Source organism: Halobaculum marinum (genome assembly GCF_029338555.1).
GTDB classification, from domain to species: domain Archaea; phylum Halobacteriota; class Halobacteria; order Halobacteriales; family Haloferacaceae; genus Halobaculum; species Halobaculum marinum.
Genome location: NZ_CP119991.1, coordinates 188,653 through 206,118, shown reverse-complemented (window position 1 = coordinate 206,118; position 17,466 = coordinate 188,653). Strand labels below are relative to the sequence as shown.

The window sequence follows — 17,466 nt, the reverse complement described above, 5'->3', positions numbered from 1 at the left end:
TCAAGGGGGGGGTTTTGGATTACGCAGGGATTTCAGCTTGTTTCTGAGGGCCAACGGGCAGGGGTCTCTGACAGCACCTCAGGAGGGGGCCAGTGGGGCCCCATCGAAAGGGAGGAAATCCGGGCGAACTTCGAGTGGTTCCCCCTTGGGTTGAGCGAGGCAGATTGGGAGGTCAGTTGAACGCGACCGACTCGGCTCGACCCCGATCGCCGAGTCGGTTGGTCCCCCCTCTCGCGAGGGGGGTGGGTGGACTGGTTGTCGACCAGGGTCGAGTCGAGATCGTCGACAGCACTTCGGGAAGATCCTGGCCGTCGGCCAGCTCGAATCGACGTCGTCGATTGGGACTCGGATACCCGAGTCGAACTGGCCGCGACCCAGTAGGTCGTCCTGCCGGACAGGGCCGAATTCCCATATCGACGATCTGGTAGGTTCTGGTGATCACGAACCGTACCCCACGATTCGGAATCGTGGGATACTCCCAGTACCGTGGCGACGACCAGCAGGGCCGACTCGTCGAGTCGACCCGGCGGTGGCCGGGGGCCACCGCGACCGCACCGCAGCCGCAGCGGCGGCCCCGGCCGCCGGTCGATGGTGGGGGTCGCAGTAGGGGGGAATGACTCGGCGATCGACAGGCCAGTTTGGACGTCGACGAGCAGCCGAACGTCGGCTCTGATCGAGCACTCGTTCTCGGTGTGTCCCGCACCCGCTGGGTGGGGGGTCATCCTTCCCGACGAGCCCGTGGGAGAGGTGGGTTGAACCGCACCGGCCACAGTGGGAAAGGTGGCCTACTCCCCAGGGGGGAAGTTGGCTTGAGCGACAGCATCGCCACTACTCGAGTTGTCGTCGCCGATGCCGACCTACCAGATTGAGTGCATATCGGATCGGGGGCTTCGGCGACCGCGTCGACGCTGGTGCAGACCGCCCGGGGGACTGTCCGACGACCGCGCCCGCTCGGCGACATCTCTCCTGGCGTCGAGAGGGGTCGACCGAGGCGGGCGGCTCGCCGGCGTCCCCCGTGACCCCCTCACCGCGACCGCCGCCCCGGCCGCGCCGCGACCGCTCCGCAACAGCTTCCGCGACCGCCCCGAACCGCGTCGGCTCCGCCTGTTCGTTTCACTCACAGGCTCCACCTCGAAAAGCCGTAGTGGAGATTCGAAGAAGGTCGGTTGTTCAGTTAGGTGAGTGGCAAGTGTTGAGATATCGTCGGGGTGGATGACCGTCGAAGACCGCACTAGATCAGTCGTCGTCGACCCGCCCCGCTCACGTCCGTCAGCACTCGTCGGTTGGTCGGTCGAGGCGATCGAAGCCGACGGCGACCGCGACGAACCGCCCCCGCGACCGGCAACACGGCACCAGCCTCACGCACCCTCTGCCGCCGAGGGTGCGTTTCGACTGGAGCCTCACAGCGCCGCCCCAGCAACCGCCACCGTTCTATCCGCGCCGCGCCGCTCCGCAACGATCCCGTAGTGCCGGTTAGGGAGAAGACGTAGGAATTGGTCCTGATCTTGAACGAGACCGCGCGGTATTGATACCCCGCTAGACAAGCGAGATGTCTGAGAAATCGATGTCGACGAAGATGGCTGAACAGCACTCCACCGACGAAGTCCCCTGCGTCATGTCCATGAAGCTCGCCCGCCACGAGGAACGCCAGGCCGATCTGGCCGACGCTGCTCGCCGGACCCACCAGAAGAAGATGGCGCGTCGTCAGGAGCTCGGTCGCGGCGAGGAGGACTTCGACTACTACCTGCTCCCCGATGGCCTCGAATGCGACGAGGCCACCTTGGAGCACCTGCCGTCGACGACGGTTCGCCACGTGGATGGCGAAGTCGATGTCTCGTACCCCTCGCACGAGTACGCCATCGTCCGTGTCGACACTGTGGTCGACCTCGTCGAAGTCTCGTTCGCAGACCGTGAGAAGACGGGCACGCACTACTGGGGCGTCACCGAGTACGTCGCGAAGTCGTTCTCGCACTACAACACCCACCGGGTGGACGCTCTCGTCGAGCAGTTGGAACAGGACGCGATCGCCCTCGAGTGGGTCGACGACCGCACCTTCAACACCGTCGACGCGGAGGTGGATGCATGAACGACGACGTCCGCGCGCTGTTGGACATTCCCCTCGTTGCGTTCGTCGTCCGCCTGATCGTCGTGACTGCGGTCATCTGGCTCATCGCGACGTTCACGTGGGCGTTCACTCTCTCGCCGGTGTGGAAGGTCGCAGCTGACTGGTCGGGGGTCGCCCTGTACGTCGAGGTCCTCGTCAGCCTCGCCGCCGCTTCCCTGCGGCTCATCGTGAAGGACTTCGTTCTGTCCGAACCCCGCTGGTAGGCAGGTTCATCTTTTTTTAATGCGATCCTACTACACGTGCAGAGGCCCCGAATGCCGCCTCGGGGCCTCAACACGTCGGCCGCCCCGCAACCGCCCAGACAGCACTGCCCCGCTCCGGACGCCCTCCAGCCGCTCGTCGACGAGTCGACTCCCGACTTCCGGGCTGCTCCGCACAGCCCCGCCCCGCGGCCGCCGGGGAATTTGTATCCCCGTGAAGAGCGAGATGACTTCCACAACCGAAGTGACGACGATGCGCGGCGGCTCGACGACGTTCGACCTGACGGCCTCACTCGAAGAGGCCCAGACGTGCTGCAACGGCGACTGCACCGGATCGCCTGCCGACACGCGCCACGAACTCTCTTACACGACCTCGTGCGACATGGAGGGCATGGCCGCCGACTGGGGTGAGGTCGCCTTCTGCTCGTACCGATGTGCCCGCGAGTTCGCGAATCTCGGTGCCCTCCAGACGACGAACCCCCGCGAGGACCTGATCGTCTTCACCGGTCAGCCCGTCCTCGTGCATCTCACTCGGAAGGGCGACCCCGAGCCCCTCCGGTCGGTGCTCGGGTTCGACGCCGCCGACGCACGCCGCAAGGCCAACGAGATGCTCGAGAACGACGGTACGTGGATGGACATCGACGTCGAGGACGTCGTCCTCACGCACGAGCGGCTGTAACCTCGCCCCTCGCGGGGCCGACCCCTGATCGCACCGTTCCGCTTCCGCCTCCGCACCGTCGGTCGACGACGCGCCCGCGCCCGCCGGCTCTCCGCCAGTCGCCGGCTCCCCACGGGCACGCTGCACGGACAGCCACGCCTCGCCTCTGGCCGGTGGCGACTGCCGCTGTCGCCACACGACCGTCGGCGTCGGCGGCGACCGCCGCCGCCCCGCAACGGCGGGTGGCCGATGCCCCCATTTGTCGTCCTCGGACGGGTGATGCTCAATGTGAACTACGTGTTCCGTCTCGCGAGTCAGTCGGATGTGTGGATGCGTTCGGGGGTGGCACCAGCTGAGTCGATCGCGGCGATGGACTACGCTGAGTGTGTCGCCCCTGAGGGCTGGGAGGAAGATGATCCAGTGTACGAGGTCGTGACCGACGACGGGGAGGTGTACGTCGCGATCGACGACGTCCTCGAGATCGTCGACGTGTTCGAGTAGACTGCGTCGACGCTGGTGCAGACCGCGCGGGGGAATATCCGGCGACCACGCCCGCTCCACGACATCTCCTGGCGGAGAGGGGTCGTGGAGACCGGCGGGCGGCTCGCCGGCTTCCCCCGTGACCCCCTGACCGCCCTGCTCCGCTCAGCGACCGCTACCCCCCCGCCACCCCCGCGACAGCAACCGCAACCGCTACCGACCGCGACAGCGCCGCTGCCGCTCCGCTACCGCTTTCCACCACCGCTGACCGCTCCGCAACGATCCCTTAGTGCGGGTTGGAAAGGAGGACGTGGATAGGAGGGGATCGGGACGGAGGGGCCACGAAGTCTGAGTGGGATCCGATTGGAAGAACTGAACACACCCACAGCAACGCCTCCGCGCGGTGGTATTGCCACTCTGCTATGCAAGCGGTTCTGCCCGACATGAAACACATCGCATCACCCGGTGGCACAGGTGGTGCGCGGAGAATTTGTGTTTCCCCTGTACTGGCAGCCCTACTTCCGACTATGAACGACGAGACTACGCAGAACGACGTTAGCACCGACGGTGACCAGATCGAAGCGCAGATGGACGAGATGTGGGAGCAGCGCGGGATGATGGACGACCTGCACGAATACGACATCCCCCGCGACTCGCCGAGCGCCGAGGCCGGCGTGGCGGTCGAGGACACGCACGGGGCGGTTATCGAGTTCAAGCACAGCGAGGGCGAGAGCGAGAGCGCGAGTGTGGTCGGCGAGGTCGTCGGCGAGACGCAGGACGGCCAACCCATCGTCTCCACGGCTGGCTCGATGAACAAGCGCGCGGTTGACGGGAACGTCGCCGACGGCATCGGCGCGGAGCACGGTAAGTGGGGGCGGTCGGGTGGCCAGGCGGCGGCTGGCGCGGTCCCGAACACGAAGTTCGAGCCGGGGACGCAGGTGGCCCAGACGCTCGAGAGCACCGACGACCAGGGGACGCCGGCCCCCGTGATGGCCGAGGATCGCGGGCTGTTGACGGGCGAGTCGTTCGGCGCGTACGGCGAGGCCGTTGCGGAGGCGCTCGAGCTGGGCATCGGGAACGTGACCGAACTCTCCCACATGACGATCGAGAGCCTCGAGCGCGCAATCGCCAACGAGAAGGAGCTCGCGGCGATCTCGGAGGTCGCCCGCCCGGTGCGTGACCGCATTGCGGCGGAAGGTGAAGACACGACTGGGAAGGAGCTCGAGCTGATGGAGGAGGTGGAGGCTCGGGTCGCCGACCGCATTACCGATTGCCGTGAGTCGCTCGCGGCGTTCGTCCCGGTTCGCAAGAGCATCGCCTTCGACTTCTACAGCGACGACGACGAGTGGTCGCGGACGCTCGCTCGTGAGTCGAAGGACTTCGACGCCGGGTGGACGAGCGCCCCCGAGGCGGCGCCGTCGCGCCTGCCCCACCAGACGTTCGGGCGTGGGGCGTACACCGACAACGTCGGCGTGGGCTACACGGAGCGCGTCGCCGACAAGTGGGCCGACGAGAGCGCGATGGGCGGCCCGGCGCTCGTGTACCCCGAGCACAACGAGCCGACCACGCGCCCCGAGTCGCCCATCGTCTACGACGAGGAGGGCGTCGCGGGCTACGGCGCGGAGGTTGAGGAGTGGACGATGAACCTCGTCGAGAAGATCGAGGAGGCGGACCCCCGGGCGTTCGACCTGCCGGGGGTCGATGTTGAGTCGATTCGCTCGACCGTGGCGTCGGCGCTGGCGGGGACGAACGACACGCTGGCGGGCCTCGTCCGCGCGAAGGAGGCCATCTTCCACTCGGACACCCAGTCCCTCATGGACATCGAGCCGTGGTGGTCGGGCTGCTCGGCGCTCGTCCGTGTGACCGAGCTCTTCGAGCCGGCTGACCCGTCCTCGCAGCAGCAGGTGGCCTACATCGAGGACGCGTCGCCGTTCGTCACCCAGACGTCGCTGGGCGGCTCGGTCGGGAAGCTCACCGTGTGGAAGCGCAGTGGGTGCGAGACGATGTTCCGCGAGGGCGACGTGGTGCGGCTGTCGAACCCGGCCATCGGCGGGTTCGGGAACCAGCTCACGTTCGCGGTCACCAGCGACACGTACGTCGATGTGGTCGCGCAGGGCGACGGGCCCGCAACGTCGTGGCGGGACGCGATGTTCGAGACCGGCGGCGCTGGTGTGGAGACGCACAACCCGGACGCGTACGGTCGCTCGAACCCGCGTGCGAACTCGAAGGCGGTGAACACGACGCGCTACCGGCGCCCCTCGGAACTCGTTGGACACACCGTGCCCAACGGCGTCAACGAATGGACGGGTGGCGACCTGACCATGCGCGACGCCCTGCACCAGGTCGGGGGGTGCGGTGTGACCCTGCCTGTCACGGATGACACGCCGGAAACATACACCCGATCCTGGGAGGAAACAGGGAACTTTAGGCGGTCGTTGCAGTTATCCACGGGCTCTAGTCCGAGCGAGGTTGTACCATCATAGACGAGCGCTCTTGAGGACGACCCCCGCTGGGATCCTGTTTATGGCTGAGGGGTGTGGCAGAAGCAGCGGCTGATCTGGGTCGTTCGATTTAATATGAAGTGGGACCAGTTTACGGCTGTCAATGCACATGGCGGTGGGTGCTCCCGCCGCTCCTTCACACCTCCTGAGCGACCGCTTTGGTGTCCCGTTCGTGTCGAACTTCGAATACTGTCATTCTCCAACCGTAGGGTATGGCGGTCGACCAAAACGCATCACTCGAGTGCGCTCGGGTCGGACCCTGGCTCCCCACAGGAATTCGCGAATGCTGCTCCATCTGCGATATCACGCTTCCTGATAGCGAATACGTGTTCCTCGCTACTGGTGGCGATTACAAAGATGAATCCCGACTCGGATGGCCCTGCCCATCTCCTGCCGATCGAAGAGCTGCTCAACACGATGGATACGTCGCTCGTGTACGAATGAACTTGGAGCCGAACTCCGGACCACCGCGAAGGCTCGCGATCGAGCCGGCGATCTCGTCGAACATCTGACCGCCGCCGTGGATGAACTCGGCGTGACGGTGCGGATCGTTCCACCTAAGGGTTGTACTTACGGCGAGGCGAAGGGCATCTGCGAGCAGCTGAGACTTGTCGTCGTCCAACCGCTCGTCGAGGTGCGTGATCGGGAGACTGTGTCGCGATCTCACCCGCCGTCACGGGAGTTCTTCTGTCACGTCTACGAGTTCCTCCTCAGTCTGCCAGCGATACAGCTGCCCCTCGAGTTCAAACAGCTCGAAGATACCGTCCTGCATCCAGCCGAAGGGATACTTTTCGTCCCCATACACCCGCTTGAGAACGTGGAGTAAATCACCTATTCAACTGGTCATAGTTTACTCCAAGGTGGTTTACTCAAGGGTAAACTACTCACCGCCAGGCCGTCTATCGTCTCGTATGAGCACTGGCCTGGGGACTGCCGACGGGATGGAATCCCGTGAACTCATCCACTTCGTCACTCAGCAGACGCGATTCGCGCTGATCAACAACATCCTCCAGCACCCTGAACAGCTCCCCTCGATGTACGAGCTCGGGGAGCTCAACCCCAGCGTGAGCGACGCGACCGTCTACAAGCACGTCCAGAAGCTCATCGACGCCGGCATCGTCAAGGAGGTTGCTCTGGATGACGATCAGCGCCGGCAGGGCTATCCCTGGAAGTTCTACGGTCTCACGGCGGAGGGACGGGAGTTCCTAGAGGAACACAACCTGCTCGCCGCAGAGGAGACCCTCCAGCAGATCTACGACACCATCTCAGACAAGCCCGAAAAGATGGTCAAGTACCAGAAGGCTCCCCGTCCGGATGGCACATAACTTCGTCCTCACAAAATTCTGCTGACGGCCCCATGTATCCTCCAAGACCACGATCTATTGTTTGAGCCGGCCCCACCATGGTCCTTCGCCGTCGAGGAGATCTCGTGTGTACTTACTCCCGACGACCGTCAGGATCCAGCGAGGCCGCATCGTAGTGCACGCGCGGTGTTGAGGACAAACCCGTTGCGCCCTTGTCAGTGGTTGTGGGGTGTTGGGAGACGCAACGTATGAACTAGGCCGTTCGTTTTAATAGGACCAGTAGACAACTTGCGCTCGTCAAAGCACATGGTGGCGGGTGCTCCCGCCGCTCCTTCATTCCTCTTGAGCGACAGCCATCCCACCTATCCGCGTTGAACTTTAAATACGGTCATCCTCCGACCATAGGGTATGGCCGATGACCACAACGGACCACCCGAGTGTGCTCGGGTGACACCCTGGCTCCCCACTGGAATTCGTGAGTGCTGTTCCATCTCCGACATCACGGCTCTCGACTGCGAATTTGTGTTCCCCGCTACTGGCGGTGATTCATAAGATGACCCCCGACTCGGATGGGCCTGACCGCCCGCTGCCGATCGAAGAACTGCTCGACACACCGGACCAGTCGCTTGTGTACGAACTGAAACTGGAGCCCAACTCCGGACTCCCGCGGAAGCTCGCCATTGAGCCGGCGACTGACGGTGAGAAATGGACACTGCACGAGTTCGAGTACAACGGCTGCATATGGCGCCAAGTAGGGTCTGAACAGCTCGACGAGTTCTCGACACAAGTCACGGCTGAGGGATGACCGTGAGTTCCGCAGCCGAACGGACGCTGGCATTTGTGCTCCCTTGATGCGTGCGTTCTCAGCTATCTGAGGCGCACGCGGCGCATCGACTACTGACTGCCCTGCCCTCCACCGACGACAACAACAACATGCACCACCAGCAATCGCTCTCGCCAGTTGCATCACACGATCCACCAACACCGCAGCGCGTGCTCACTGCAGACCTCGGGTGGGTACCCATCTCCACCGTCTCGGCGGGTGACGAACTCGCGACACTCGCGATCGTTACCGCTGAGAACGGGCAGAGACAACGTCGACTCCAGACGGCACAAGTGACCGACGTCGCCCACGTGCGCCGGCCGACAGTCGAACTCCAGACCGACGAGGTGACCGTGTCGGTCGCGGCGGACGCGCGCGTGTTGCCGTACACCCACGACTTCCGTGACGCCTGTCGCTTTCGGTCGGGCCAACGCGTCAAGACCGTCCTCACGCCGACGCCGGATCCTGATTCGGTTGCGTACCGCGACGGATACGTCCACGGCGCGTTCGCAGGCGACGGGAGTGTCGTGAAAACGAAGACGACGAAGAACGCCACCTTGCGCTGTCAAGACGAGGAGATCATCGAACGCGTCGACGCGTTCGCCCGCGACGAGTACGGGCTGCAACGGAAGGGGCGGGAGTTCAACAGCCTCCACGAGATCCGGACGACGATCTGGAAGGAGGTGGATCTTCTCGATGGACTGCTTCCGATCGATCCGACGCAGGTCGACGATCTCGACTACTGTCGGGGGTGGCTCGCAGGGATGTTCGACACTGACGGCGCCTTCGACGGCCACACTGTCCGGTTCACGCAGACGAAGCCCGAACAACGGAAGGCGTTGCAGTTGCTGTTGGGTCGCCTTGGGTTCGAGTACGTGGTCGAGCAGAAGGGCGTCCGCGTTCGTGGGGCTAATAGTCGGCTCCGTGTGTTGAGTGCGATTCGGCCTGTTGTGTCGCGGAAGATCCGCTCGTACGCGGGGATCATGGTCAACGGGTCTGCGGAGGTGGTCGGTGTGGCAGAACGGCCTGTGAGGGATACGTACGACATCTCGCTGGATAGGGGAGATGCGTACGTGCTCGAAGGGTTGTGCGTAGAGGCTGTGTGAGCGCGAGCGTGCGGGGATTGTGACTATGTATTAATGCTGTTAGGCGTGTTGGACTTTTAGATATGCTCCTGTGTGAAATCCGCTGTTATCTCCGCTTGACTCTCGCTTGCTGCATTATCCAGCATACGGCTACAGACAGAGAGAACTTGGCGGATATTCCCTTGAGAGCGCTGTAGGATTAACTCCAAGCTATTTTCTGTGAACGGCCGAACGGCAGGATCAGGAACAGCACTTGTCCGCTCTCGGCTGAGATAGTCCTCAACAAGTTCGGTAAGATTCTCAGTAGTAAGTGGACGGAGTGCCACTTCTTGGCCAATACGCTCGCTGAAGGCATGATACTCGCTCATGACGTCCTGCCAGACTTCCGGCGCACATCCAAATAGCATACAGAGTCCGTTGCTGTTTTGATCCATCAGGTGACGGATGCTGTTCAATGTCGCCTGCTCGTTCTTCGGGGAGAGTCGAGCAATACTTTCAAACTCGTCGACGAAGACAAACACACCTGTATAACTGAGATCCAAGAGTATATTCTTCATAGCAGTGAACGCACGGACCCCCATGGTGTCATCGTCAAGGGCGCTGTGTATCTCCATCTCTTTCCGCTGTTCGTAGCGGATTCCTTCCGCAGTAAGCCACTGCCACGCGTACAAGTTTGTATCTTCATAGACCATATGGACGATTGCGCGAGCGAAGTCTGCGAACTTGGTCACATCACTTAATCGACGGATGGTCTCAGGGACAATTTCCGAGAGAAGGATCTCGCCATCGTCGAGGAGTGACTCCATTTCGTTTGCTCCGGTTGGGTTTTCGTCGGTGATATCACAGGTGACAGCAGCAAGATACTCGTAGGCGATCTCCTGCACACGACTGAACCCGAGGTCGTAGATAAACTCGTGATAGATGTCGAGAAATCCTTCACCGGGTTGAGCAACATACCCGACGACGACATCGTCGCGGTCACGTAGCAGTGATCGCGTGTACTTGAGCGTGTGAGACTTTCCGTTTCCGTATTTTCCAGTAACCACGAGGTGTTTTGATTTCCCCGTTGAGAGGACAGATGAAACAGTAGAGCTGATCTTTTCTGTCACATGCGGTTGGCCGCAGTAGATCTCTGGATCTTCCGCGGGTACGGGGCTGTAGGGGAAGGGGTTGGCATCGAGGTCGTACTGTGAGTAATCCTGCTGCTCGTCGGTGATGGTGAATGTATCGTTCATGGGGAGTTCTCCTGAGTGAATGTGATGTTGCGGTCGTGAACTGCCAGGTAGTAGTACTGTTTTCCGAATTGTACGACACCACTCATAATTTGTTGGCTGGACTGAGATGTTGAGACTAAGTTGTCGTCGCCCGCAAGCTCAATCTGCTTAATGCCAAGTGTGGCGTCCTTCGCTCCGGTATCCATTGGAGCACCGGAAAGTTCAAGCTTTCCGACATTCTGCTGGCAGAGAATTAGGAGTGCTTCGTTGAACGCCTCACGTGTAGCACCCAGACGTTCGCATGTCGCCTCGCGGAGGCGCGGGATAGAGAGGTAGCGTTGCCGGAGGTCGACACCAGCAGTCTGTTCGAGGTCATCATAAATGTCTAAAAGAATATAATGGAAATTGTCCGGGATCGGCGTCTGTGCAGCAGGGTAGTAACTGCCGGTGAATGCGTTACGCTGGACTGCACCCAGTCGCTCTGCCCAATCGCCAAGTACCTCTACACTTGTTTGGTTGAATGAGTACGGGGTGAACTCCTCCTCCGCCTCAAGATGTTCGAGGACAGTGGTCAGATCACCGTGCTCAACCTCCTCAACGGTCTGAATAAACGAACCGTAGTGTGGGCTGTGCATTTCAAGTATCTGACTCGCTTGAATCCAGTTCTCATCGAGGATCGCGTTCAAGAATTTGCTACCGACATCAGTCGCTGTATAAGTTGAATCGGCGTCAGCGTCGTCCTCAGAGAGCAAATTAATTCGAGTAGCCTCGAGGACTGTCTCTCGTGCCCGACGGTAGGTCACGTCCAAAGCACCCTCGATCTCCGCTGTCGTTTTTTCTGTATCTCCACAGGAGTGTGTAACCTCAACGAGTCGGCTGAGTGAGACAGGGCGGACGGTCGCACGTTCATCGCTCATGAGAGCCTCCGGACTTGCTGCTTCGCGGTCTCGTAAGCGCGTTGTGTGACTGGATTCCCTTGGAAGCGTAGATCAAGATATTCTTCGATGTCACGATCAGACTCAGCGACATAGCGGAACCGTCGAAGCTCAGTTGCGAGGGCCCAAAGATTATGCTGAGTGAGTGCGGTGCGATCCTCGCGAATATCATCTAGACACCGCTGTCCACAGACCGGACACGGGCAAGGAAGGTATTCCATCGATTCAACGTTCCTAAGCGCTTCTCCACCAAATCCAGGAACGAGATAATTCCTATTTCCCGCACTTCTGATGAATGCAGAGGAGTCGAAGCTGTCGACGCCAAGATACAAAAGAAGTGGTTGATAGACAAGACCACCAAGGCCATAAACGTGGAGATGTTTGTCAGTCGCCGTACGAGCAGCAAGTATCAGTTTAGATACTTTTTTGTAGTCAGTTCGGATCGGGACCATGCTCCCAAGGGCATAGCCATCGAAGTGGCCATTCTTCTCCAGATAGCGGATGTTGTTTCGAACTGTCTGCGGGTCATACCCGTGAACACTCGCGATGAGGAGACTGTCTCCATCGTGTAAATCACTCGCCTCAAGGGCGTACTTCGTGCTCTGTTCAACACGGCGGTCATTCTCTGCGTCCCGATTCTCTCTGGAGAGGGGGAGGTCCACGGTTCCGTAGATGTCAGCGTCAAGTTGCCGTTGCGTGTCGAGGGTTTGTGCTGGAGTGGTGTCGACATCTCCGCTGGAAAAATCAAATCCACCGCTATCCGCGAATACGATCGTGTCTTCTGGGACATCCATCTCCTTCCGGAGAGGAACTCCATCTGTGAGACGATTCCACATTGGTTCGCGGTTCCGAATTGACCGGGTGTTGATCATCGCCACTGAAAATTCGGGTATAGTACCGACGTATTCGGGCGTGTTATCGCTTGACCGTTTCCCGATGTTTCTCACGGGGAAGAGAACTGGCGTCTCTAGTGCCCCCCTGGAGAGATCGAGGGTTCGTCGTCTGTATAGCATACCTCCTGCTTGGCTAGGCTGTACTCATACTTATCTAATAGCTCGATAGGAAATAGACGATTAAACAAAATATCGCCACTAAGTACGACAAATGATATAGAATGTAAACCAGTTGGCCATCCACCGTCTGGACGGTTCCCGTCCGGACGAAATTGGAGCGAATGGCTCCCCAGCAACCCAATTTACGCACCTAAGTCTAATGCCGATAGGGGTAGGTTTGCGTCAACTCATACGCTCACCACACGTAGGTCCACGCCGTGCAGCGGCGCGCGTAGCCGGAGGTGGTCGGCGTGAACCGGAAATTCACCCCAGTTGGAGCTGTCGACCGGGAGTGCCAATTCTGTGCTTGGCACGTGGCACGCCGGTTTGCGCGGGTGTTCGGTGACGAGGACGGCGTCGCACACCGATGCCTTTCGTGTGACTCGACGTTCCGAGTCCAGAACGGGAGCGCAACCGGACTCGACGTCGACGCCAACCGTCTCATTTGTGAGCTCCACGTCCGCCGCCGCGCCGCCGCCGACCGCACCGACCAGCGTCGCGGCGAGCGCGAACGAGACCATGACCACGGCTGTCGCGTTCCGGCGCCTCATACGTCACCTCCGAGCACGTCGATGCCGAACAGTTCGAGGAGGTTCAGCCCGCCCGCCGCGCCCACCGCAAGGTACGTCAGGTCTGCGCTCGAGCCGAGGAGCCCCGTGACGAGGTTCACGTCGACGGCAGCCATGAGTCCCCAATTGAGCGCCCGAGCGCGACGACGAACCACAACCTGACCTCGAGCGTCGACTCTGACTTGTCGTAGGGGTTGCGGAGGTCGATCATCAGTACATCCACCCCAACGCGACCTGTGACGCCGCGACGCCCGCGATGTAGAGCACACCCCACAGGTCCTCGCTCTGGAAGGAGGAGGAGACCCCGGGGAACAGTACCCACGCGACGAGAAGTACCGCCGAGCCCGCGACGGTGAAGGCGTACACGTCGTCCATCTCGTCGCGCATCCGGTCCATCCCGTCCGTCGAGAGCAGTTCCGTGTTGTCGTTCGTGACAACCACCGTGACGAACGTACCGACTGTGAGGAGCCACGCGATGTTCGTCTCGATGCCGGCGAGTGTGAACCGTCCGACATCGAGACGCCGAATGCCGATACTTGAGCGATTCCGACCATTCCTGTCGCGGTGGAGATCGCGAGCACGAGTGCCCTGATATCCTCCGCGTCGAATTCCTGGTATGCAATTGTGAGAGAGTTGTTTTTCGTTCGGCCAACCGGGGCCGATCCGGTGGCCGAGCCCTCCCCCTCACTAATACTCTGACTTGAACAGCGGGGTCCCCGTGGGGGTGCCCTCCCCTCGGGCGGGGCTTTATGACACCCCGCGGGTAGCCGCCAGATATGCCACACAGACAGCTACGGAAGATCGGGATCGACTCCGTCGGGATCATGCTGGAGCGGTCGGACTTTCTGGAACGGGACGGGATCCTCGACGACGAGGGGGAACTTCCCGAGAACACCACGGCGTTCACCGAGCGGCTGGGGGAACAGACGTACCTCGTGCGCGTTCCCGAGGACGGACACGTTCCGGAAGTGCACGAGTGTAGTTCTATTCGTCGGGTTGCCGGGCAATTGCTACTGGAAGCCGATTATTCAGGGAGTAGATCTCCCCGTATCGAATAGAGAGTTTCACCCCTCAACAGTGAGGTTAATCTCTGGATCTAACCAAGTATCCGTCATAGTCGGAAAACGCTCCTCTATGTTGTTTACAACAATTGGTAAAAGAGATCCAACGTGTTGGTAAGCCTCGCCTCTGGCTTTCCAACATCCAGACTCGATTATTACGGACCAATCAGCAAGTGTTCCGTCATGGAATTTAACCGTGTGAGTCGTGGATGTGACCACAGACCCAGAGTTATCCTTGACTACTAGAATAATGAACAGACGGTGATACAGATCGTCGGATTCTGTCTTCCATTCGGGTGTGAATGCAACTACGCTGTCACACACCTCACCGCTCAACTTCCTATTGTTCGACAACTCTTCTTTGATTTGGCTTGATATGTTAGATTCAAGTTCTTCGTGATTGTCATCGAGAGTCTCAATCCCAAGTACGGAAGAGATCTGTTCCAATTCTTGGGTGGAAAGATTTCTCGTTGAACGGATTGCATCCAGAAACTCCATGGCCTCCTCCCTGCTCAGAGACTCTGAGGTTTGGTCTGGGTCAGGAGTGAACTTCTCGTCATCGGGGCTTATCACTCCAGACTCTTCCGTATACACCACTCCAAGAGCTTTCAAAGTGTTAATATATTTCCAAGATATCTGAACGCCATCTGTGAGGTTTGGATCACTGTCGATGATATCCCAGCCTTCGGACCGAATTTTGTAATTAAAATTCCTGAGATCTGAGGTCCAGGCTCTAATATAGTACCCCGGGTCATTCGAATATGCATTTAGTGTCGCCATTTGTGAACTGTGTGTCAAATTGTGTTGTAAATAATTATCGGGTTTCGGATACAGCTTATCTCCACCGGCTTTCGATACTTGTCCGGTAGTAAAAGCCGGGAACGTCGGTATTCGCGATATCTTGGATCGTCCGAGGATCGTAGTCCTCCCTCGCGTCCTCGACGTTCCGCGCCGACTGGACGAGGTGCATCAGCGCGGCGTCGATCACGTCGGACCGCGGCGGGTCATCGTCGTTGCCAGCCGCGACGATCCCGGCGGCTTGATCCAGCAGTCGTTTCCGTTCGTCCGAGAGGCGTAGGGTCGTTCGTCCGGTGCCCATGTTCGGCGGCTGACCTCCCCCGTATATATCTGTATGTATGAGCGGAGTCCGAATCGCGTCGATCTGGAGTTACTGGATGGTTCGCGCATTATATACCCCTACCCGCGCGGCCACTCGAAACTGCGGACTCAACGCGAGGGACCGTTCGGATGTATGCACGAGGACCCCCGCGCGCCGGGGGTGTGCATACATCGCGGATCCCCGTTACATTGGCGCGCGACCCCAGGTAGTCAAATAAGATCATAGCTACAGAAGCAGGAGAAGACCGATCCGATGCTTCGTCTTACAAGTGTTCGTCTGAAGCTCCCGATTTGCTGGCGGTAGTCGGTTCGCTTCCCGCTTCAACCCCACAAGGAATCGTCTGAAACTTACTCGTACAGGGCCTCACCAATTATGTCGAGGGCGGCATCGACCTCAGGGTTACGCCACTCCTCCTCGATGTTCTCAGTCTGGGCGACAACTTCGCGGTACAGCGTCTCAACAGCGTCACGGTCAACGTCGATTGTTTCGGACATTACGATTTACCATTGGGGTGTATTGGTATAAGCGTCCGAGGAGAGGCGACGTGCGGTAAGGGCGGTGGAGGAGTACAACAAGCACGGAGAACTCGAGAAGTGCTACGAGTTGGTAGAAGAGTTCCTCGCTCCGACGCAGTCGTTTCAACCCCACAAGGGTTCGTCTGAAACCATACCCAATTTCGGTGCCTCAGGGAACGGACTTCAGTACTTCGCACCCAGATTTCCATCGACCGTCGGTAACCCCCAAACCCCGGGGAGTCGATGGACGAAGGCCAACAGCTGAGTCTTCCTTCTCGAGCACAAGCCGTTACCAGACCGAATTGTCGTGAAAGTATACTGATCGGCTCTTCATCTCAGAGAGTGGGTTCACTTCCGGCGGCTCGTCGGCCCGCATCCGGGTACCTCTACTTACACTCCGCCCCTGGCTCGCTTCTAATACCGAGCCGGGTTGGTATCGACTTGATGTCAAAGTCGAGCCCGAAACACAGCCTCTACACCCACACGAAGGGAGAACTCGCGTGGACAATCGCCGAACACCGCTCCTCGAGCGAGGCGATCACGCTGACTCGCCACCTGACCGATGCCGACGGGAGACGCTTCGAACTCCTCGGACTCGTGAATGAGTGCGAGGTCGCACTGTATGGGACTACTTCTTGAACCACACCGTCGCCTAGCGGTTCGACGCCGACGGCGTCGACGATCTCGCTCGCGATGTTCCCGAGGAGGTCCGGTAAACCGAACGCGAGGAGTACTTCGCCGACGTCGACCTCGATGACTGGGACTGGATCGACCCCCGACACCAATGGCAGACGGAGTGAGCGCCACAGTCCCGCGGGTTCTGGAACTCGACCGCGTCACCCGAGCGGATGCCCCACCGCGACGCCGCGCTCGGGCAGTTCGCGAACGCCCTCGACCCGCTCCGCTCGGACCGTCCGGCGTACCCGATCTGTATCTCGAGGCCGACTGGCGCGGGCGATACGGTTGTCTCGCGGTTCGCGGTCCACGAACTCCGCCGGGAGACGGTGGTGAAGACCGCGCACGTCGACTGCCTCCGGACGCGCTCGCATGCTGCGATCCTGGAAGAGGCGCTGGTCGACGCCGGCCTCAAGACGCGTTCATCGCCGAAGGCCGACGCCGCGTCGTCGTACCTCGCGCAGTTGGAGGACGCCGACTCGCCCATCGTCCTCACGCTCGACGAGGCGGAACACATCGAGGACGAACACCTCCCACACGTCCTCTTCGAGGCGAACGGCGTGGCGCCCGTGTTCGTCGTCCACGAGCACGAGCGGTTCGTGACGCGCCTCGACGCCGAGACGTCGTCGCGCTTCCGGACCGGCCTGCACATCGAACTCAAGCGCTACAGTCAGTCAGAACTCGTCGACATCCTCCAGTCGCGCGTCGACGCGGGCGACCTCTCGGGGATTACGGACGGGACGCTGGAGCTGATTGCGGACGTCCGCGAACTAGCGATGGAGTCGATCCGGCGCTACAATATGGAGTGTCAGGACACGCCGCATCGACTGTTGAAGCACATGATCGACTACCCGGGCGAAATTTGGGCAGAGGAGCTGGTGGACCTGTTCGGGGTGGAGTACTCGCCGCACCAGCTCCGCGCGGGGTTGATCACGACCCACCGCGACGCGGGGACCTGCGCTAGGTCGTCAGCGACCGCGGCGACGTCTGCAAGAAGATTCTGGGAGCGCACTACGACCAAGCATCGAAGCGCCAGGGGATGCGCCGACGGCGCGATTTCATCCCTGCTCAGCTATGAACTCCCACGGAACACGGATTGACTCGTATACCCTTGCAACGATTCCACGAGAGCGCGTTCCCGCGTTTGTT

Annotated in this window: 18 protein-coding genes and 3 pseudogenes; 12 read left to right on the top strand and 9 right to left on the bottom strand. The window is 60.4% G+C overall.

Translation table 11 applies throughout. The features are described from left to right. The first annotated feature begins 1,576 nt into the window (after positions 1-1,576). The 6 genes and pseudogenes from P0R32_RS17440 to P0R32_RS17415 all read left to right on the top strand — a co-directional run. Positions 1,577-2,086, top strand: a complete 510-nt coding sequence (locus P0R32_RS17440; RefSeq protein WP_276239682.1) for a hypothetical protein — start codon at positions 1,577-1,579, stop codon at positions 2,084-2,086. Beyond that, complete coding sequence (locus P0R32_RS17435) at positions 2,083-2,328, top strand: hypothetical protein (RefSeq protein WP_276239681.1); 246 nt, start codon at positions 2,083-2,085, stop codon at positions 2,326-2,328. Before P0R32_RS17440 ends, P0R32_RS17435 begins: the two co-directional genes overlap by 4 nt. Before the next feature lie 223 nt (positions 2,329-2,551). Beyond that, a complete protein-coding gene (locus P0R32_RS17430; protein WP_276239680.1) occupies positions 2,552-3,004 on the top strand; it encodes a hypothetical protein in 453 nt (150 codons plus the stop codon). A gap of 228 nt (positions 3,005-3,232) precedes the next feature. Next, positions 3,233-3,484 (top strand): hypothetical protein, encoded by a 252-nt coding sequence (locus tag P0R32_RS17425; protein ID WP_276239679.1) that lies wholly within the window; start codon positions 3,233-3,235, stop codon positions 3,482-3,484. 506 nt (positions 3,485-3,990) lie between these two features. Continuing rightward, positions 3,991-5,946 (top strand): hypothetical protein, encoded by a 1,956-nt coding sequence (locus P0R32_RS17420; RefSeq protein ID WP_276239678.1) that lies wholly within the window; start codon positions 3,991-3,993, stop codon positions 5,944-5,946. Between the two features lie 490 nt (positions 5,947-6,436). Next, a pseudogene (locus P0R32_RS17415) lies at positions 6,437-6,613 on the top strand (DUF955 domain-containing protein); the annotation flags it as partial. Positions 6,614-6,637: 24 nt separating this feature from the next. On the opposite strand, the pseudogene P0R32_RS17995 reads toward P0R32_RS17415, so the two are convergent. Beyond that, a pseudogene (locus P0R32_RS17995) lies at positions 6,638-6,784 on the bottom strand (DUF8170 family protein); the annotation flags it as partial. A 91-nt stretch (positions 6,785-6,875) separates the two neighbouring features. Here P0R32_RS17995 and P0R32_RS17410 point away from each other — a divergent pair. The 3 genes from P0R32_RS17410 (at position 6,876) to P0R32_RS17400 (ending at position 9,197) form a co-directional block, all read left to right on the top strand. Then, positions 6,876-7,289, top strand: a complete 414-nt coding sequence (locus tag P0R32_RS17410) for a MarR family winged helix-turn-helix transcriptional regulator (RefSeq protein WP_276239677.1) — start codon at positions 6,876-6,878, stop codon at positions 7,287-7,289. A gap of 532 nt (positions 7,290-7,821) precedes the next feature. Continuing rightward, complete coding sequence (locus P0R32_RS17405) at positions 7,822-8,073, top strand: hypothetical protein (RefSeq protein ID WP_276239676.1); 252 nt, start codon at positions 7,822-7,824, stop codon at positions 8,071-8,073. A 188-nt stretch (positions 8,074-8,261) separates the two neighbouring features. After that, complete coding sequence (locus P0R32_RS17400) at positions 8,262-9,197, top strand: LAGLIDADG family homing endonuclease (protein WP_276239675.1); 936 nt, start codon at positions 8,262-8,264, stop codon at positions 9,195-9,197. A 56-nt stretch (positions 9,198-9,253) separates the two neighbouring features. Here P0R32_RS17400 and P0R32_RS17395 read toward each other — a convergent pair whose 3' ends face one another. The 3 genes from P0R32_RS17395 to P0R32_RS17385 are packed head-to-tail and all read right to left on the bottom strand — an operon-like array spanning position 9,254 to position 12,338. Then, entirely contained in the window at positions 9,254-10,411 is a 1,158-nt protein-coding gene (locus tag P0R32_RS17395; RefSeq protein ID WP_276239674.1) for a BREX system ATP-binding domain-containing protein, read from the bottom strand. Continuing rightward, the gene (locus tag P0R32_RS17390; RefSeq protein ID WP_276239673.1) at positions 10,408-11,307 is read right to left on the bottom strand and encodes a hypothetical protein; all 900 of its coding nucleotides are present in this window, start codon (positions 11,305-11,307) and stop codon (positions 10,408-10,410) included. The genes P0R32_RS17395 and P0R32_RS17390 overlap by 4 nt, the downstream gene beginning before the upstream one ends. Continuing rightward, positions 11,304-12,338, bottom strand: coding sequence for a tRNA-guanine transglycosylase (locus tag P0R32_RS17385; RefSeq protein WP_276239672.1), 1,035 nt, complete (start codon positions 12,336-12,338; stop codon positions 11,304-11,306). Before P0R32_RS17385 ends, P0R32_RS17390 begins: the two co-directional genes overlap by 4 nt. Positions 12,339-12,619: 281 nt before the next feature. Here P0R32_RS17385 and P0R32_RS17990 point away from each other — a divergent pair. After that, positions 12,620-12,721 (top strand): annotated as a pseudogene (locus P0R32_RS17990) (hypothetical protein); the annotation flags it as partial. A gap of 203 nt (positions 12,722-12,924) precedes the next feature. On the opposite strand, the gene P0R32_RS17375 reads toward P0R32_RS17990, so the two are convergent. Next, positions 12,925-13,062: a hypothetical protein gene (locus P0R32_RS17375; protein WP_276239670.1), complete on the bottom strand. Its 138-nt coding sequence runs from the start codon at positions 13,060-13,062 to the stop codon at positions 12,925-12,927. A 94-nt stretch (positions 13,063-13,156) separates the two neighbouring features. After that, entirely contained in the window at positions 13,157-13,474 is a 318-nt protein-coding gene (locus P0R32_RS17370; protein ID WP_465260687.1) for a DUF8023 family protein, read from the bottom strand. Positions 13,475-13,722: 248 nt separating this feature from the next. Between P0R32_RS17370 and P0R32_RS17365 the strand changes: the two genes are divergently transcribed. Continuing rightward, positions 13,723-14,004 (top strand): DUF8053 family protein, encoded by a 282-nt coding sequence (locus tag P0R32_RS17365; RefSeq protein WP_276239668.1) that lies wholly within the window; start codon positions 13,723-13,725, stop codon positions 14,002-14,004. A 6-nt stretch (positions 14,005-14,010) separates the two neighbouring features. On the opposite strand, the gene P0R32_RS17360 is transcribed toward P0R32_RS17365, so the two are convergent. From P0R32_RS17360 to P0R32_RS17350, 3 genes are all read right to left on the bottom strand, one after another. Then, positions 14,011-14,787 carry a hypothetical protein gene (locus P0R32_RS17360; protein ID WP_276239667.1) on the bottom strand — a complete coding sequence of 259 codons (777 nt, stop codon included), beginning with the start codon at positions 14,785-14,787 and terminating at the stop codon, positions 14,011-14,013. Positions 14,788-14,842: 55 nt separating this feature from the next. Further along, positions 14,843-15,106 (bottom strand): DUF7386 family protein, encoded by a 264-nt coding sequence (locus P0R32_RS17355; protein ID WP_276239666.1) that lies wholly within the window; start codon positions 15,104-15,106, stop codon positions 14,843-14,845. 368 nt (positions 15,107-15,474) lie between these two features. Next, complete coding sequence (locus P0R32_RS17350) at positions 15,475-15,621, bottom strand: hypothetical protein (protein WP_276239665.1); 147 nt, start codon at positions 15,619-15,621, stop codon at positions 15,475-15,477. Between the two features lie 869 nt (positions 15,622-16,490). On the opposite strand from P0R32_RS17350, the gene P0R32_RS17345 reads away from it, so the two are divergent. Continuing rightward, entirely contained in the window at positions 16,491-17,417 is a 927-nt protein-coding gene (locus P0R32_RS17345) for a Cdc6/Cdc18 family protein (RefSeq protein WP_276239664.1), read from the top strand. Positions 17,418-17,466 lie beyond the last annotated feature (49 nt).